Source organism: Baaleninema simplex PCC 7105, from assembly GCF_000332355.1.
GTDB classification, from domain to species: domain Bacteria; phylum Cyanobacteriota; class Cyanobacteriia; order Cyanobacteriales; family Geitlerinemataceae; genus Baaleninema; species Baaleninema simplex.
This window is the reverse complement of sequence record NZ_KB235958.1, coordinates 2268686-2285308: the sequence shown is the minus strand read 5'-3', so window position 1 is coordinate 2285308 and position 16623 is coordinate 2268686. Positions and strand designations below refer to the sequence as shown.

7 protein-coding genes and 3 pseudogenes are annotated in these 16623 nt (G+C 53.5%); 6 read left to right on the top strand and 4 right to left on the bottom strand.

The genetic code is table 11. The features are described from left to right. Nucleotides 1-170: pseudogene (locus GEI7105_RS39470) on the top strand (RNA-guided endonuclease TnpB family protein); the annotation flags it as partial. A gap of 70 nt (nt 171-240) precedes the next feature. Here GEI7105_RS39470 and GEI7105_RS30210 read toward each other — a convergent pair. From GEI7105_RS30210 to GEI7105_RS0112170, 4 genes and pseudogenes are all read right to left on the bottom strand, one after another. After that, nucleotides 241-1854, bottom strand: a pseudogene (locus GEI7105_RS30210) (IS5 family transposase). Nucleotides 1855-2083: 229 nt separating this feature from the next. Then, complete coding sequence (locus tag GEI7105_RS0112180) at nt 2084-3610, bottom strand: MBOAT family O-acyltransferase (protein WP_017660736.1); 1527 nt, start codon at nt 3608-3610, stop codon at nt 2084-2086. A 457-nt stretch (nt 3611-4067) separates the two neighbouring features. Beyond that, complete coding sequence (locus tag GEI7105_RS0112175) at nt 4068-6869, bottom strand: zinc-dependent metalloprotease (protein ID WP_026097611.1); 2802 nt, start codon at nt 6867-6869, stop codon at nt 4068-4070. A gap of 72 nt (nt 6870-6941) precedes the next feature. Further along, on the bottom strand, nt 6942-9962 hold the full coding sequence (locus GEI7105_RS0112170; protein ID WP_017660734.1) for a hypothetical protein: 3021 nt from the start codon (nt 9960-9962) through the stop codon (nt 6942-6944). Nucleotides 9963-10290: 328 nt separating this feature from the next. On the opposite strand from GEI7105_RS0112170, the gene GEI7105_RS0112165 reads away from it, so the two are divergent. The 5 genes and pseudogenes from GEI7105_RS0112165 to GEI7105_RS41035 all read left to right on the top strand — a co-directional run. Beyond that, nucleotides 10291-10506 (top strand): hypothetical protein, encoded by a 216-nt coding sequence (locus GEI7105_RS0112165; RefSeq protein WP_017660733.1) that lies wholly within the window; start codon nt 10291-10293, stop codon nt 10504-10506. A gap of 486 nt (nt 10507-10992) precedes the next feature. Next, complete coding sequence (gene ppc / locus GEI7105_RS0112160; RefSeq protein WP_017660732.1) at nt 10993-14013, top strand: phosphoenolpyruvate carboxylase; 3021 nt, start codon at nt 10993-10995, stop codon at nt 14011-14013. A 268-nt stretch (nt 14014-14281) separates the two neighbouring features. Beyond that, entirely contained in the window at nt 14282-15373 is a 1092-nt protein-coding gene (gene rseP / locus GEI7105_RS0112155) for an RIP metalloprotease RseP (protein ID WP_017660731.1), read from the top strand. A gap of 9 nt (nt 15374-15382) precedes the next feature. After that, entirely contained in the window at nt 15383-16045 is a 663-nt protein-coding gene (nth, locus tag GEI7105_RS0112150; RefSeq protein ID WP_017660730.1) for an endonuclease III, read from the top strand. Nucleotides 16046-16501: 456 nt separating this feature from the next. Next, a pseudogene (locus tag GEI7105_RS41035) lies at nt 16502-16623 on the top strand (DUF4277 domain-containing protein); the annotation flags it as partial.

Here is a 16623-nt window from a genome sequence, read left to right as displayed (position 1 = left end):
TGTCTGACAAAGGGATTAAGTTGCCTCAGTTGGGATGGGTTCGGGTTCGGTGGTCGCGGAAAATTCCTGATTTATTTCAGGTTAAGCAAGCCCGGATTGTCCGCAAGGCATCCGGGTACTTTGTCGTGCTTAGCCTTCAGGCTGACGTCGATATTCTTGCTGTAGCCCCTCTGGTAATTAGGGTTTGCTGAAAAAGTTATCAAAAGCTGGGGGTGGAAAATGAACAAGAAGCCGTCTTGCTCAAGGTATAAATCTGAATTGACTTAACTCGTCCACTTTATAAGTTACAATAATATTTCTCGACAAAATTATGAAGTTTGGGAAAAATTGACACAAAAAAAGACAGTAAAACTGCCGGCTCAGCTTCACCAGGTTCATCACTAAAAAGGTCAGAGCGATGGAGGTTTCCGAAGTATTAGGCAGTTTAGCCATAACACGACTTAAGCTGAATCTTCTTTTGGCTTGTCCAAATTTCCCCTCGATTGCATTACGAATGCGCTCATCTTCCTGGGCTTGTTTTTTGGCTTCTCGGCTGAGGTTTTTAGGAGGTCTTCCTAAAGGCGGTCCGCTGAGACGAATTCCTCTTTCTTTACACCAAGCTCGATTAGCTCGGGTTCGATAAATTCGATCGGCGTGAACCGATTAGGGGTAAACTCCCGTATAGTCTTTGTAAGCTTCGACGGGTCTTCGGAGTTTGTGGTTATAAATGTATAGCATGATACAAAAAATTGAAGATTCGAGAGCCAAAACCCTTGAAATCTCGTGAAGTTAGTTTTTCTGTCACCCTAAACTCCGAAGAGCCGCTTCGACTTGCGAGATTAAATCTCCACTTTCATTATAATTATCCCAACTAATTTTTTCGAGAAATACATATTCTTCTACACAACTGACTGATAACTTAGCCCCGAATTCCGTAGGACTTGCTGCCTTGCCTCTGACGATTGGACGGAGATGAGGTTGTGTTAAACTGACGATGCGATTTTCGATTTTATTTTATGATTTGACCTACATCCACTGCTGTTGACGGGTAATTTCACTGGAGACTAATAAATTCCTGTATTGCCTTCGGCTTAAGCATTCTAGGCTCGCTCCTTTCTCAATTAATTTCTCAATGTTTTGGAAGTTTCGTTGAAGATATTGGAGTTGTTTTTTGACAGCATTTCTTCTTTCTTTGCGAGAGGGTCTCCTCTTTTTGGCAAATTTGAGATACTCTTTTCGGGCGAGTTTTCGGTGGGTTCTAGGTTTTTTAGACAGTTGGCCCTTCAGGGATTTATATAAAATGTCTAGGATGAGTTCGGTGGTTTTCCTCGCTTGATTTAACAGTTCGACATCGGTGGGGTATTTGATATCGGCAGGTGCGACGGTCGCATCGATTAAGAGTTTCCCTCTATTTTCTTTTCTTCTTTCGACTCCTTCTGACTTTTTTGTGCTAGATTCCTCCCGTTGAAATCCTCGAGCTTGTCGGACAATTCTTCGATTTATTTTTTGAAGTAGAGAGCGACCAATCCTTTGCCGAAAATGAACCATCATTGAAGGATCGAAAGGCGCTTCGTTTCGATAACTCTTTTCCCCGATAAAATACTGTAGGTAAGGGTTTTCTTTAATTTGTTCGACAGTTTCTCGGTCGCTTATTCCCAATTTTTCTTTAATAATTAAGGCTCCCAGTGCCATCCGAAACGGTTTCGCTGGCGCTCCCATTTCCTCAGAAAAATTCTGGGCATATTCTTCCTCAAATTCTGCCCAGGGAATGAGGTTCGCCAAAATTACCCAACGATTTTCTTCACACAACTTGCCTTCAAAAGGAAGTTCAAAGGCTTCTTCGGGCGCGTCAGGATTTTGTGATTTTCGATACATTTTTTCTTGCCGGATGCACGGGAATTTCCAATTTTACCTCTTTTTCGGGTTCTCGAAGCCACGTCAAGACTCCTCTAAGCCTTACGTCGTAAGCTTTTCACTTCTTTTCAGCAAGCCCTAATTACGTTATCCTTATCGTGCTGCCTCGCGGCTGTGACGAGCGTTCTCGCAAACACTCTACCTCAAGACTAACAGCCCCGCACCGATTCGTGGACGCGCCACCGTCGTCCTAAAAATCGAAATAGATATAGGGCAAACTGTTCTCAGGGGCAAACAGCCACACCGTATACAGACAAACGGGAACGAGCATCATCTTGACGGGCCAGTTCAGTTGAACTTTCAAGCCGCGATCGAACAGATATGCGATTCCCATCGCTACGAAGATCGCTCCGAAAATCCAGCTTAACTGTTCGGGCATTAACCCGATCGTTTCTAGATATACCTTTTGAACGAACTGCGCGTCGCGTTCGTGATTCCACAGGTGGCGCACCACCCAACCCGACGCGTTTAAGTCGGGGAGGCGGAAGAAAATCCACGAGAAAAAGACCAATCCTTGAGTCAGCAGCCAACCTAAGACGACACCGGGAAAACTACGCCACGCCGAAGCCAGCCAACTTTGCCGCTGCGAGAGGGTATCTGTCAGGCGATGCGCCACTAACGCGCCACCGTGAAGCGCTCCCCACACGACGAATCCAGCGGGATTCGTTCCCGCCGTCGCTCCGCCGTGCCAAATCCCTGCAATTAGCATCACCACCATGAGGTTGAAGCAGGTTCTCGCCAATCCGCGACGAGAGCCGCCGAGGGGGAAATACAGGTAGTTTCGCAGCCAACTGCCGAGGGTCATGTGCCACCGTCGCCAAAAGTCGGCGATACTCGTCGTTAAATAGGGAAAATTGAAGTTTTGAGGCAGGTTCCACCCCAGTAACAGGGCGCTTCCCCGAGCCATATCGACGTAACCGCTAAAGTCTAAGTACAGTTGCAATCCGTAGGCGATCGTGGCTAACTGTAAGTCGGTACTTCCGGCGCGTTGGACGTTTTCAAAACACAAATTGACGAATATTGCGATATTGTCGGCCAGGAGTCCTTTTTTAATGGCTCCACTGGCAATCAGCCACAGTCCGTCTGTAACCTGCTCGACTCGCAAGGGATGTTGTGATTTCCACTGTTCGTTCCACTCGTGAAAGCGGGTAATCGGCCCGGAAATCAGTTTGGGAAAGAAGAATTTATAGGAAGAAAATTCGAGGACGCTATGACTGGCAGGCGCTCCGCGATAAACGTCGATGAGATAGGCGATACATTCAAATGAGAAAAAGCTCAATCCTAACGGTGCGATGAGATAGGGATCGAGCCATCCTAAAATTTTTTGCGATTCGGTGGCGGATTCTGGGGACGGCAGGGCAAAGGGGGCGTATTTAAACCCCAACAGCATTAAGACGTTAAAGATGATGCCTCCGGTGAGAATCCAGCCTCGCCGCTGTTGCCAATCTTGCTCTTTGTCTTGCCAGTTTTGGTTGGAGAGTTGCCAGTCTTTCCCGTGGGGTTTGGGAACGGTGTTTTCGCCGAGATACCGTCCGATCGCAAAGTTCGCCAGGACACTCAATACCAGCAGCGGCACGGATTGCAGTTGAATCGAAGCGTAGAACACCAAACTGGCGACGAGGATTAATCCCAGTCGAAACGGGCGATTGGCCACGCTCCAATACAGTAAGACTATACCAAGTAGAAACAAGCCGTAAAGAATCGAAACAAAGGTCATCTTTTTTCGGAAATTAGGTCTAAATTGAGAGATTAAGTCGATGCTTTTTGTTTTTTGAAATGATTTTAAAACGGTTTAAGAAATCGATCGCCTTTGGATTTTGAAATTTTAAAAGCATAATTTTTTAGTATTTTATGATATTTTTTGTAATAATTTTAAATATATAATTTTTTGTTTTAAGGCGATTCAAAATGTGTTATTTTTTTGAATAATTACCTTAAAAATCTCATCTACTCGAAAGGGTTTCTCTCTAGATCCCCGGCATCTTGTAGATGCCGGGGATCTGATGCGGTGTCGTTCCGTTCAAAACAAATTGAAAATTCGTTCTATTTTGCTTCGCTTCCTCATTTTTACAGATCTTTTCCCCAAAACTGAACCAGTTTCGCCAAAAAAGAGGTCGGGTCGAGCGAAAGCTAAACTCAACCTACAGAGTATCATCAAGCTTCAGAATTTGGGACTACTGACTGAAGAATTGCGCCTCGAGGGTTTGACGGATGCGCGATCGCGTGTCTTCCAAGTGAGCGCGGGTGTAGGTATCGACATCGTCATCGTGACGGCGCAACACGGCGGCGATCTCTTCGTCGAGTTGCTGTAACTCATAGCGAGCCAAGGTTCGGGCGTCTTCAGGAACCTCGCTACGTCCGAGTGCCATATCGATGGCCAAATTCAAATACTCCCGCTGGAGCGATCGCCGCACGCTCGAAATATTCGTGGGAACGCGCCGACCCTGTAGCACCTCCGTCCAAATTCCCTGATGGAGCGTCTCGAACAGTTCTGGAAGCGTCAGGGCTTCTCCCGGTTCGGTTTTTAACTCCAAATCCCGCAGGCGCGTCAACCGTTCCCCCGAGAGTAGCGATCGCAACACGATCCGCTGAAACCCGAAAATGCGATCGTGAATCGGGTAGTCCAACCGAGACGTCGGCGGCGTACTCCCCCAGTGATACCACCGAGAGGGCGCGAGCTGATTGAGGAAATCCGGCGGAAACTCGAAGGCGTCCGGCGCAAACACGTACTGTTGCAGGGCGTCCAAACTGGCCCGCTGCTCTGCTACCGCGATCGGCTCGAACAGCGGAGCGGCGAAATCGCCCACCCGAGAGCGATCGAAGGACTGTCCGCCGATATACTTCAACAGCACTCGCGCTTGACGGAAATAAAACTGCATGACGAAATCGAAGCGAACCCGTAGCGCGTCGTAATCGTCCTCGTTCGTCGGCGGATTGCGATCGAGCTGTTCCCACATTTGCCGCGCCAGTTCCATCTGAGACTGAGCGTGGGCGAGCATATCGCCGCTGAGATCGAACCAATTCACCGCCGGATCGATTTCCGACCACAAATCCTCGTCCGTGCCGTAAGCTAACTCCTGTTGCGGGGCGCGATCGGCGATCGCCTCTAACCTCTGCTGCACCTCTACCGGCGTCCGCCCCTCGGTGGGAGTATATCCGTACTCGATCGCCCATTCATCGTAAGGTCCGATTCGCGTCGGGAAAAAGTCACCCTGCTCGGCTTCAGACGGCGCGATGTTCGGTGGGAGATAATCCATCACCGACCCGCTCAACCCCTGAGTTTGCGAAATGTCTCGATCGTTGAGTTCGTCAAACCCCAACAGCGTACTCCCGTGAAAATTATGCCGCAACCCCAGCGTATGCCCGACCTCGTGCGCCACCAAATAGCGCAGGTACTGACTGACGTATTTTTCCATCTGAGGATCGCCCGGTAACACGCCCTGTACCAACGACAGAGCCATCGCCCCCACCTGAAACTGACGAGTACACTCGCGACAGCTACAGCCGAGACGATGACCGCGAAAGCGCGATCGCAACTGTTCTAAAGGCGAAGTCGAGGCGGCCGAATCGCACTCGCTTTCGGGAGAACATCCCGGCAAATCCACATAAAGCCGCTGTGCGTCCGCATCGATCAACGTGTCGTACTCTCGCGACAGATAGCGAACCACATTGGCGTTAATCAAAATATCAGCATCGAGGATTTCCCCCGTCAGAGGATTGACGCGCGAAGGGCCGATCCCCACGAAGCCCGAGCGAAACGAAGCCGACCAGCGAATCACGTTGTAGCGCACGTCTGCCGGATCCCAGGTGGCGTCGTCGGGCATTTGGCGCACTTCGATCGCGCCCCGAAACCCCGCTCGCTCGAAGGCGCGGTTCCACAGCAGTACCCCCTCGCGGATGGCCGCGCGATATTCCTCGGGAACCGTATTTTCGATCCAAAATACGATCGGTTCGACGGGGGGCGACAAGGCAGCAGTGGGATCTTGTTTTTCTAAGTGCCAGCGTTGCACGTAGCGCACGAAGGGATCGCTACTGGTGAGGTCGGAGACGTTGCGGTAGGCCGTGACGAAATAGCCCACGCGGTTGTCTGCCAAGCGGGGGCGATAGTTGGAATTTTCCGGCAGTTCCGACAAACTGTAACGCACGCCCAAGGACATCGCCCGTTCGTCGGGAACGCTTTCAAACAATCCCAGGGGTTGACCCGAAAAGCTCAGCATCGCCTCGAGTTCGATATTTTCGGGAAAACCGTGCGCTTGGGAGACGTAAGAGCGATCGCTCTCGAAGCTGTAAGCCAGGGTTCCTAACTCCGCGCTCAACCCCGACAGATCGCCGTCGACCAACAGCTCTTGTAAGTCTACTAACACGCTATTTCGCTCGGGGTGCGTCGCCACGACCGACAGCGAGTACAAGACCGACTCGCTAAACGATCGCTCCACGGCGGCGGTTTGGGGATCGCCGGGACGGGTGCGAAAGTGGGTGTTGGGAACTACCACCAACACGCGATCGTTTTGACGGCGCAGGTATAGAGGAACGTCGTACAGGGGAAGCCCTTCGAGAAACCCCAATTCTCCCAATCCCTGAGACAGCGTTATCACCAACAGGTGCAGGCGATCGAATTGAGACGGTTGAATTTCTAAGTACAGTTCTCCCGTCTCGTCGTTGGCGTACAGGTCGAACAACCCCTTGATGTGGCGCGTGTCTTGCACCACGTCGCTAAAAGACGGGGAGCTGTCCCCAGACGACGAGGAAGAGGGCGAGGTCGCGTTTTCAGCTTTCTTGGACAGAGACGAATTTAAGGGAGGCCGACGTTTGCGAGCTGCAACGCCAGCAGTATTCGTTGAGGGGGCGTGGAAAGACCGCGCTTTCGTATCGGAAACGGTCGAGACGGGGGCGCGATTCTCCGCCCATCCGGGTTGTGTCCAAAGTGCAGACCCCAGCAACAGGAAACAGAGACCCAACGGGCGTCTTGTGTGCATCGTGACGAGAAACTCTTATCTTAAAAGACGAAGGGAAGCCGATCGAGTCGAATTCGATCCCAGCTTAGCGCGTCAGTCGCGGTCCTCGCCGCTCCAAGGCACCATCGGACTCTGCGCCAAACGGTGCGATACGGCAGCGGCACCGAAACGGTTTAAGTGGCTCGGATCGGAGAAATACTCGTTTTTCTGCGGCCACAAGCCGGAGAAGTTGCGAAATACGAAACCGTACTGTTGCGAGAGTTCGAGCATTGTTTGGGCGAATTCCCGTTCGTACTGCGATCGCACCGGGTCGAGATAGTCTTCGGTCAGGGGGAGGTTGACGAATACCAACTCGATTTTTTGAGATTGGACGTAGTCCACCAGCGATCGAAACGCCGCCAATTGAATCCCCCGTAGCTCGAAGGCTGCGTAATCGGCATCGTACGTCCCAGAAACTCGGGGATGTTGTAAGTAGTATCCGGTGGGGTCGAACCGTTGGCGGAACGAGACGAAGCCGTTGAAATGGAGCAGGGGATCGTCTTGGGGAACGTCGGCGGTCTCCGGGGCGACTTCAGTGGGTTCGGGATAGGGCGGTAACGGCATTTCGGGATCGATCGCCGCTCGAAAATAGGTTTTGACGGTGTTCCGTTTGGGATAGGCGGCCGAATACTGAGAAAACAGGTCGTTGAGATTATCGTCGAGAACCTGATAGCGATCGCCGACGATCTCGAACAGGGGGCGATCGGGAAGTGCGTTCTCCGTTTCCGTAGTGCTTTCGATGGGACGGAACCCTCGGGTGAGTTCCCGATATCCCGGCGATCGCACGATGGCGTTATAGGTGACGTCTTCCCGGCCGCTGTTGAACGCGCGAGCGCCGTCGGCCCAGATAATTAGCGGTGGGAGGAGATCGCTCGTCAGCACCTCGGAGATCGCAAAATTCACCACCTGCGCCGTCGCCCCATTGATGCTCAAATTAAAAGTTCGTACCCCCGGATAGCCCTGTTCGGCCAGCGCCTGCTGTAAGACCTCGGGATCGATGCCTCGCAGGGCGCGAGACGATCCCACCACTAGCACGTCGGGAACGCCGAACTCTTCGATATAAGCCTTATACAGCGCCAGTTGTCGATCCATCTGTTCGCTGTTGAAGGTAGGAAACTCCACCTCGGGAACGGGAACGATCGCCGCGTCTCCCGAAGCAGATGCTTTTACGACCGTGGCGGCGTTCGTCGGAGCCGTAAAGCCCGACGCGTCGAAAATCCCAGGGCGATCGACGGGGGCTTCGGGAAGTTCTGGCACTTCGATGGCGTACTCTCGAGGTGGAGAGTCTGCGGTTTCGACGGACGGGGGCGCCATTGCTTCCCGTTCCCGCTGTTCGAGGATTTCGCTCGTTATCCAGTCCGCTTGAACCGTTAGCAACAGTCCCAGCAGCGCCCAAACTGCGGCGGCTTTAGCGTGGGTATCCGGTCGGCGAGACGGGTCGGCGGCCGCTTCCGGGAGCGGTTGTCGGGGATGGAACAAGGGAGTCGCACACAACAGCGTCGTCAACGCGCGATCGACTGACGGTCGAGGTTCGGGGGTTTTCTGGGGTTCGGAAACTGTCGGCTCGCTGGGGCGATCGGCGTCTACCGCCGAAAACTCGGGAACTTCTGTCGTTTCTGGGGAACGGGGGCTGAAATCGACGCCGTATTTCCAGCGAGGATTGCGCTGGCCGCTGCGGCGGCCGTAGACCCGCACGCCTGCGAGGTTCGACAGTTGGGACTGACGCAGGAATTTCTCGACGAGCGGTCCGACGCGGTCTTGACTCGGACAGGTCAGTCCTTCGCTCATCACGTGCAGTAAATCCTCTTTGCGGCGAATTTGCACCCGCACGCCGCCGGTGGCCAGTTTTTCCTCTAAATCGGGGTTCAGCAACCGTTCGATAACGAAAGTCAGCGCGGTCAGACTTCCGCCTCGGGCGAGTTCTAACGCCGTCGGGACGAGGTCGGGGCGCGTTTTGGCCGGTAAGTCTAGCCACGTCACCCAACAGGGGGCTTTCGGTTCGGGAAAGCTGGCTTCGTAAGGCGTATCGACGCCGTAGACCGTGACGCCTTGGAGTCCGCGCGGTGCGAGGCGTTCGAGGACGGTTTCGAGCTTGGCGATCGCCTCGGCCTGAGTCGGGAACGGGCGATCGCCGCGAACGGTCGTGTCGGGGATCGGACTACAGACGAGGTGTAAGGTGTATTCTTTTTGAACGGCGGAGATTTGTACGCCCAACGGGGCGATTTCGCGATTGAGGCGATAGGCGATCGCAGCCACGTCTCCCCATCGCGCCCAGGCTTCGACAGTGCGATCGGGGGGCGTCAGATCGACGCGCAACATCCACTCGGGGCGGGTTTCGCCACTGACTTGACCGAGCAGAACGGCGTCGCGAAATCCCTGAAGGTTCGAGTTTCGCAGGCGACAGGCGATGGGACGAGCCAGTAACGTGGGATCGGGAGCGTAAGCGGCTTCGCAGGCTACCCACAGCCGCCGCGCGTCCGTTCCAGCGAGGGGTTCGATTTTTTTGACGGCGATCCACGCATCGGTGGCGATGTCGCTGAGGGCGCGATCGATTTCGGCGGTCAGGTTTTCTGGGCGATGGTTTTCTGGCTTCGACTGAGGTGCGATCGCGTCCGAGTCGGCCTCGTCAGAGCGTGGGGGTGCGGGGCGCACGGTAAAACGTACCGTCCAATCTGGAGTCTCGAAAGGAGGGGCTTGGGCCGCCGGGGCGTCGAGAACGCGACCGTATAGACATACGCGCGCGATCGGCGGTACGTTCGCCGGTAATGGATAATCTTGGTGAATGGCTTGAGAAAACCGAGCCATCACTCGAGGGGCGTCGGGACAAGCACTTCCCCAACACCAGACCTCGAGGTCGGAGCCGATCGCTCGGGCGACGAGACGGACTTCGGGAATTCCGAGGGCGGCGTGCGCCCATTCGTTGAGATCGATGGTTGTCCCCGCGCGTGGGGCGTTGCCTGCGTTGAGTACCACCTGCTGCGTCCTGAAATGACTGCCAATCGAAACGGTGCGACGATGTCGATTCCCCTCAAAGGTTGTTTCGAGCGATCGCACGTGCTGGCCATATTTTGGCATATTGAGAGAACTCTGTTCTGCTTCACGAGCGACTCAATCCCGATCTCGACCGACTCGAACATAGCGGTTGGCGTGACTTTCCTAAGACCCGAACGGCATTTTATAGTGAAATCGAGATAGCACTCTAAGACCACTTTCGACCGTCTCGAGTCGCGTTTTGGAATCGCTTGGGATTCGAGATCGCCCCAGAGTTTGTATTTGTCTCTGTGCTTCTCGAGCGTTTTTAACTCTCTAATCCTCGAACGCCTATCGAAACCCTCGACCTCGACATTTTAACTCGACCCATCGATCGCACAATTCAATCCTAAACTCCAAAGAGGAAATACTAATGGAACCTACCCCAACCACTTCGACCCCTCGCCCTTCCCTTTCTCCCGTTTCGATCGCCTTGGGCGTCGCTACCGCTCCAATTTTAACCGCCGTTTGGACGTCCCGAACCGTTCTGGCTGCCCTCGTCGAACTCGGAGAAACGAGCGAAGAACTCTTTCGCGGCGATCGCCTTCCCATGTTGTTTTACAACGACGACGAGGAGATGGGGAGATGAGGAGATGAGGGGTTGGTGCGTGACGCGGGAACACTACATTGACCTGACTTCAACGACATTTTCCAGCCCCGTCACACACCTTTGTCTGTGGGTGGTGAACATTGGCGGTGCGTGACGATTTATAGGTCTAAAGGATTTACACTCTATGTTTCAAGTCACGCACCCTACGTCTGTCTCCCGCGTTCCCCGTTCCCTCTTCCATCTTCCCTCTTCCATCTTCCCTGTTCCCTGTTCCCCGTTCCCCGTTCCCTCTTCCCCGAACAAACGTTTCAAGGACTACAGACGAGGGCGCAAATTTGTTGGAAAATGAACTGTTTTCGAGAAAAACTCCGCTCTCAACCCGGCCACGGGTTCAGAAGCGACAGTTTATCCCATAGTGTTGCAATAGATATCAGACACGATCGCTATCAAGCGTACACTAATAGCAGCTTTGCACGATCGCTCTATATATATTTCGATCGATCCGAAAATCTTCACTGAGTCCAAATGAGTCCAACACTTGAGAGAACAGATCGCCAATTTAACGTCTCCTCCACTTCAGACGTTCGACTGCGCCACCGTCTCAAAGTCGTCGAAGATTTGTGGGAGTCCGTTTTGCGCCAGGAATGCGGTCAGCAGATGGTCGATCTCCTGCGCGAACTCAACCCCATGCAATCGGAAGAGGGACAAGCTCCGGATTTAAAGGATTCTCCCGTTGTTTCCAAAATCGAACAGCTCGATCTCAACGACGCCATTCGCGCAGCACGAGGCTTCGCGTTGTACTTCCAACTGATTAACATCGTCGAACAGCACTACGAACAACGAGACCAACAAAAAGCCAACGTCAGTAACAACCTCACCTTTACCGAAGAAACCATCTCTCGCATCGAAACCCCCGAAGAACTCGGAGACGGAGCCGCCAACGATCCCCAGGTTCCCGGTGGGGTACGGCCGGAAAAAGGAACCTTCGGCTCGCTGTTTCCCAAACTGCGACAGCTCAACGTTCCGCCGCAACTGATTCAAAAACTGCTCGACCAACTCGATATCCGTTTGGTGTTCACCGCGCACCCGACGGAAATCGTGCGTCGCACCATTCGCGGGAAACAACGCCGCATCGCCAAAATTTTACGTCAGCTCGATCGCGTCGAAGACGGACTGCGATCGGTCGGGATGATCTCCTCCCTCGAAGCCGAAGCCCTCGAAAACCAACTCATGGAGGAAATTCGGCTGTGGTGGCGCACCGACGAACTGCACCAGTTCAAACCCACCGTTCTCGACGAAGTCGAATATACCCTGCACTATTTCCGCGAAGTTCTCTTCGATGCAGCTCCCCAACTTTACCAACGCATCAAACGCACCCTCAAAGCGTCGTTTCCCTACCTCGAGCCGCCGAGTTACAACTTTTGTAAGTTCGGGTCTTGGGTCGGTGCAGATCGCGATGGGAACCCTTCGGTCACGCCTCGCGTCACCTGGCAAACTGCCTGTTACCAGCGCAATCTAGTACTCGAAAAGTACATCAGCGCCCTCGACAACCTCACTGAGTCGTTGAGTTTGTCCCTCCATTGGAGCGAGGTGCTACCGGAACTGCTCGAATCCGTCGAACAAGACCGGCTACAAATGAGTGAGGTCTACGATCGCCACGCCATTCGCTACCGCCAAGAACCCTATCGGCTCAAACTGGCCTACATCAAACAACGGCTCGAAAACACGCGCGATCGCAACCTCAGTCTCTACCACACCGAAAACTGGCGCGTGCAAATTCGCGAAGCGGAAACCCTCCCCATCTACCGTTCGGGATCGGAATTCCTCGCGGAACTGCAACTGATTCAACGAAACTTGGTCGAAACGGGTCTCACCTGTAGCGAACTCGATACACTCATCTGTCAAGCCGAAATCTACGGGTTCAACTTAGCGCATTTGGACATCCGCCAGGAATCCTCCCGTCACTCGGACACCATCGGCGAACTGGCCGAGTATTTGCAAGTCCTTCCCAAACCCTACGACGACCTCACCGAAGAGGAACGAGTCGAGTGGCTGGTCGGCGAACTGAAAACTCGCCGTCCTTTGATTCCGAGCGAACTGCCCTTTTCTGACATTACCAAAGAAACCATCGAAACCTTCCGCATCGTGCGCCTGTTACAGCAGGAGTTCGGAACGGAACTCTGTCAGACGTACATCATCAGCATGAGCCGCCAAGCCAGCGATCTGCTAGAAGTCTTGTTGCTGGCCAAAGAAGCGGGACTCTACGACCCGGCCACGGGAAGCGGAACGCTGATGGTGGTTCCGCTGTTCGAGACAGTCGAAGACCTCAAACGAGCGCCCAAGGTCATGAAAGACCTATTCGAGTTACCTCTCTATCGAACCTTGCTCGAAGGCGGTTACGGACGGGAAAGTTCCGGGGAACAACCCCGACGGCGACCCACCGCTCTGCAAGAGGTGATGTTGGGTTATTCCGACAGTAACAAGGATTCGGGATTTCTCAGTAGCAACTGGGAAATTCACAAAGCCCAGAAAGCCCTGCAAGCCGTCGGCGATCCTTACGGGGTCAAACTGCGGATTTTCCACGGTCGCGGCGGGTCGGTCGGACGAGGCGGCGGCCCGGCTTACGAGGCGATTTTGGCTCAACCCGGTCGCACCATCGACGGACGGATTAAAATCACCGAACAGGGGGAAGTCCTGGCCTCGAAGTATTCCCTCCCCGAGTTGGCGATCTATCACTTGGAAACGGTGACGTCGGCGGTGATTCAGTCGAGCTTGTTGGGGTCTGGCTTCGACGATATCGATCCGTGGAACAAAACGATGGAAGAACTGGCCTGGCGATCGCGCCAACACTATCGCTCGCTGATTTATGAGGAACCGGATTTCATCGATTTCTTCATGCAGGTGACGCCGATCGAGGAAATCAGCCAGTTACAAATTTCTTCGCGTCCGGCCCGTCGTCGCAACGGAACGAAAGATATCGGCAGTTTGCGGGCGATTCCTTGGGTGTTTAGCTGGACGCAGAGCCGTTTTCTACTCCCGGCTTGGTACGGTGTGGGGACGGCGTTACACGAGTTTTTCGAGGAGGAACCCCAGGAACATTTGAAACTGCTACGGTATTTCTATTTGAAATGGCCGTTTTTCAAAATGGCCGTGTCGAAGGTGGAAATGACGTTAGCCAAGGTGGACTTGCAAATCGCCGATCATTACGTGCGAGAGTTGAGTCGCCCCGAAGATCGCGATCGCTTTGCGGCGTTGTTCGATCGCATCGCTCAGGAATACCACCTCACTCGGGAACTGGTACTGACCATTACGGGACACAAACGCCTCCTCGACGGCGATCCGTCCCTCCAGCGATCGGTGCAATTGCGGAACTCGACTATCGTTCCGTTGGGACTTTTACAAGTGTCGCTGCTCAAGCGCCTGCGCCAACACGGGATCAGTTCTACTCCGGGCGTCATTCAATCCCGTTACAGCAAAGGCGAACTCTTGCGAGGGGCGCTGTTGACCCTCAACGGTATCGCGGCGGGAATGCGGAATACCGGCTGATTTTTAGAGGGGGAGCAGGGGAGATGGGGAGAGGGGGAGAGGGGGAGAAAGGGAGAGGGGGAGAAACTATTAACTGTTCCCTGTTCCCTGTTCCCTGTCTTCACTGGTGACTGGTGACTGAAACACGGTTCCTCATCTCCTCATCCGGTTCTCTCATCATCATGCTTCCCTCTTCCCTCTTCCCTGATGAACCCGACACGGAGCAAAAACAATTAAGATGAGAGAACACACCCGCTTTCAACTTAACTTTAGGTTTACGTAACGATTCATGTCCGTTCTGGCAGCGATCGCAGTTTTAGCTCTTTTAATTGTCGTTCACGAGCTAGGCCACTTCCTAGCCGCCCGTTGGCAAGGGATTCACGTTAATCGCTTTTCGATCGGTTTCGGGCCGATTCTCTTGAAATATCAAGGCGCTGAAACCGAATACGCCGTTCGTGCGTTTCCCTTGGGCGGATTCGTTGGGTTTCCCGACGACGACCCCGAAAGCACCATTCCTGAAGACGATCCCGATCTCCTCCGCAACCGTCCGGTTCTCGATCGCGCGATCGTCATCAGTGCAGGCGTCATCGCCAACTTGATTTTTGCCTATCTGGTGTTAGCCGTTCAAATTGGCTCGACTGGGGTTCCCGTGGGCTTCGACCCAGAGCCTGGGGTGGAAATTCCCCAGGTAATCTCGGTGGAATCTCCCGCCGGACGTGCGGGAATTCAAGCAGGAGACGTGATTCTCTCGATCGACGGTCAGTCCCTCGATGCGGGGGAAGACGCCATTTGGACGCTCAAGGAAACCATTGAAGATAACGCCAACCAATCTCTCTCGTTAATCGTGCAACGGGGCGATCGCCAACTGTCGCTGACGGTGGTTCCTGAAACGGGACAAGACGGGAACGGCCGCATCGGCGTGCAACTGGCACCCAACGGCGATCCGGTTTACCGCCAAGCTGACGGAATCGGAGAAGTGTTAACTCTCTCAGCCGAACGCTTTCAGTCGATTTTCGTCACCACCCTACAAGGGTTTTATCGTTTGATTTCTAATTTCGGCGAAACGGCCGGACAACTGGCCGGCCCGGTGGGAATCGTCGCCCAAGGCGCTGACGCCGCTCAACGGGACGCTGTCAACCTGTTAGTGTTTGCAGCCGTCGTCAGCATCAACCTGGCGATTATCAACATTTTGCCGCTTCCTGCCCTCGACGGCGGACAACTGGCGTTTTTGTTAGTGGAAGGATTGCGCGGTAAACCCGTCCCGGTTCACATTCAAGATGGCGTCATGCAATCGGGGCTGTTGTTCTTACTGGGATTGGGGATTTTCCTCATCGTTCGCGATACGACCCAGTTGGAATGGGTGCAGCAGTTGACACGTTAGGGGCGATCGATGTCGAAAGCTTCTAAAACAGTGAAAGCCCGACGAGAACGGGCTTCTAAGCTGCTATTCCGTCTCGAGCAACTCTATCCCGACGCCACCTGTAGTCTGACCTACGACACTCCGGTTCAACTGCTGGTGGCGACGATTTTGTCCGCTCAATGCACGGACGAACGGGTCAACGCCGTAACGCCGGAACTGTTTCGACGCTACCCGGACGCCCCCGCGTTAGCTGGGGCAGATTTGGCGGAGTTGGAACAGTTGGTTCGTTCGACGGGGTTTTATCGCAATAAGGCGAAGAATATTCAAGGGTCTTGTCGGGCGATCGTGGAACGGTTCGGCGGGGAGGTTCCGCAAAAGATGGAGTTGCTGGTGGAACTTCCCGGCGTCGCCCGCAAAACGGCTAACGTGGTGTTAGCTCATGCGTTCGGGATTAACGCTGGGGTTACGGTGGATACTCACGTCAAACGTCTCAGTCAGCGGTTTGGGTTGACGACTCACGACAATCCGGTAAAGGTGGAACGGGATTTGATGGACTTGTTGCCTCAAGCGGAGTGGGAAAATTGGTCGATTCGGTCGATCTATCACGGTCGGGCTGTCTGTAAGGCGCGATCGCCTCAGTGCGACGCCTGTACGCTTGCTGATTTGTGTCCCTCGGCGGGACGAGCTCGTTGACACTCCCCAGCCTAAAGGCGTGGGGATTCTTCCTTCAACGATCCGACTTGCTCTGACAGGTTTGCACCAGCCAAAGTAGCGGTCAAATCTCCAGAAGCGTTCACCTCGACTGCGCTCGGTGAGCGGAGTCGAGGACTCAAATACTGGTTTTTCCCGAACTGACAAGTCCCTCTATCCCCCCAACCATCCCCCCAACCCCCCTTTCAACCCACATTCCGCACTTCAAATGTAGTGTATAAGTAGTATAAATTGAATCGGAAAAGAATTAGGTATTTCGACTCAGCCAACTGACCCCTTGACTTGAAAATAACAATTCAAGAGCCAACTGACTTGACAAAAATAGTAAGGATATGCAGAATGACTTCCGGCAAGCTTTTCTGTTCATCATCAAAAAATGTAAGCCATCAGAAAAAGGAAGAAGACTATGTCGGTAGAGGTCAAAAAATTTAGAACCACTTGGGGTTAGTGGGCGGGAATCATTGACGAAATCGGAATTGTCGAAATCGTCAACGACTTACTCGGAGAAAAAAAAGACGGAAAAAAGTTAGACGCGGGTCTCGTCGTTAAAGCCATGATTT

Coding starts and splice junctions, on each gene's coding strand:
- ppc (WP_017660732.1), top strand. CDS start 10,993: ATGAGTCCAACACTTGAGAGAACAGATCGCCAATTTAACGTCTCCTCC.
- GEI7105_RS0112175 (WP_026097611.1), bottom strand. CDS start 6,869: ATGCACACAAGACGCCCGTTGGGTCTCTGTTTCCTGTTGCTGGGGTCT.
- GEI7105_RS0112180 (WP_017660736.1), bottom strand. CDS start 3,610: ATGACCTTTGTTTCGATTCTTTACGGCTTGTTTCTACTTGGTATAGTC.
- nth (WP_017660730.1), top strand. CDS start 15,383: ATGTCGAAAGCTTCTAAAACAGTGAAAGCCCGACGAGAACGGGCTTCT.
- GEI7105_RS0112165 (WP_017660733.1), top strand. CDS start 10,291: ATGGAACCTACCCCAACCACTTCGACCCCTCGCCCTTCCCTTTCTCCC.
- GEI7105_RS0112170 (WP_017660734.1), bottom strand. CDS start 9,962: ATGCCAAAATATGGCCAGCACGTGCGATCGCTCGAAACAACCTTTGAG.
- rseP (WP_017660731.1), top strand. CDS start 14,282: ATGTCCGTTCTGGCAGCGATCGCAGTTTTAGCTCTTTTAATTGTCGTT.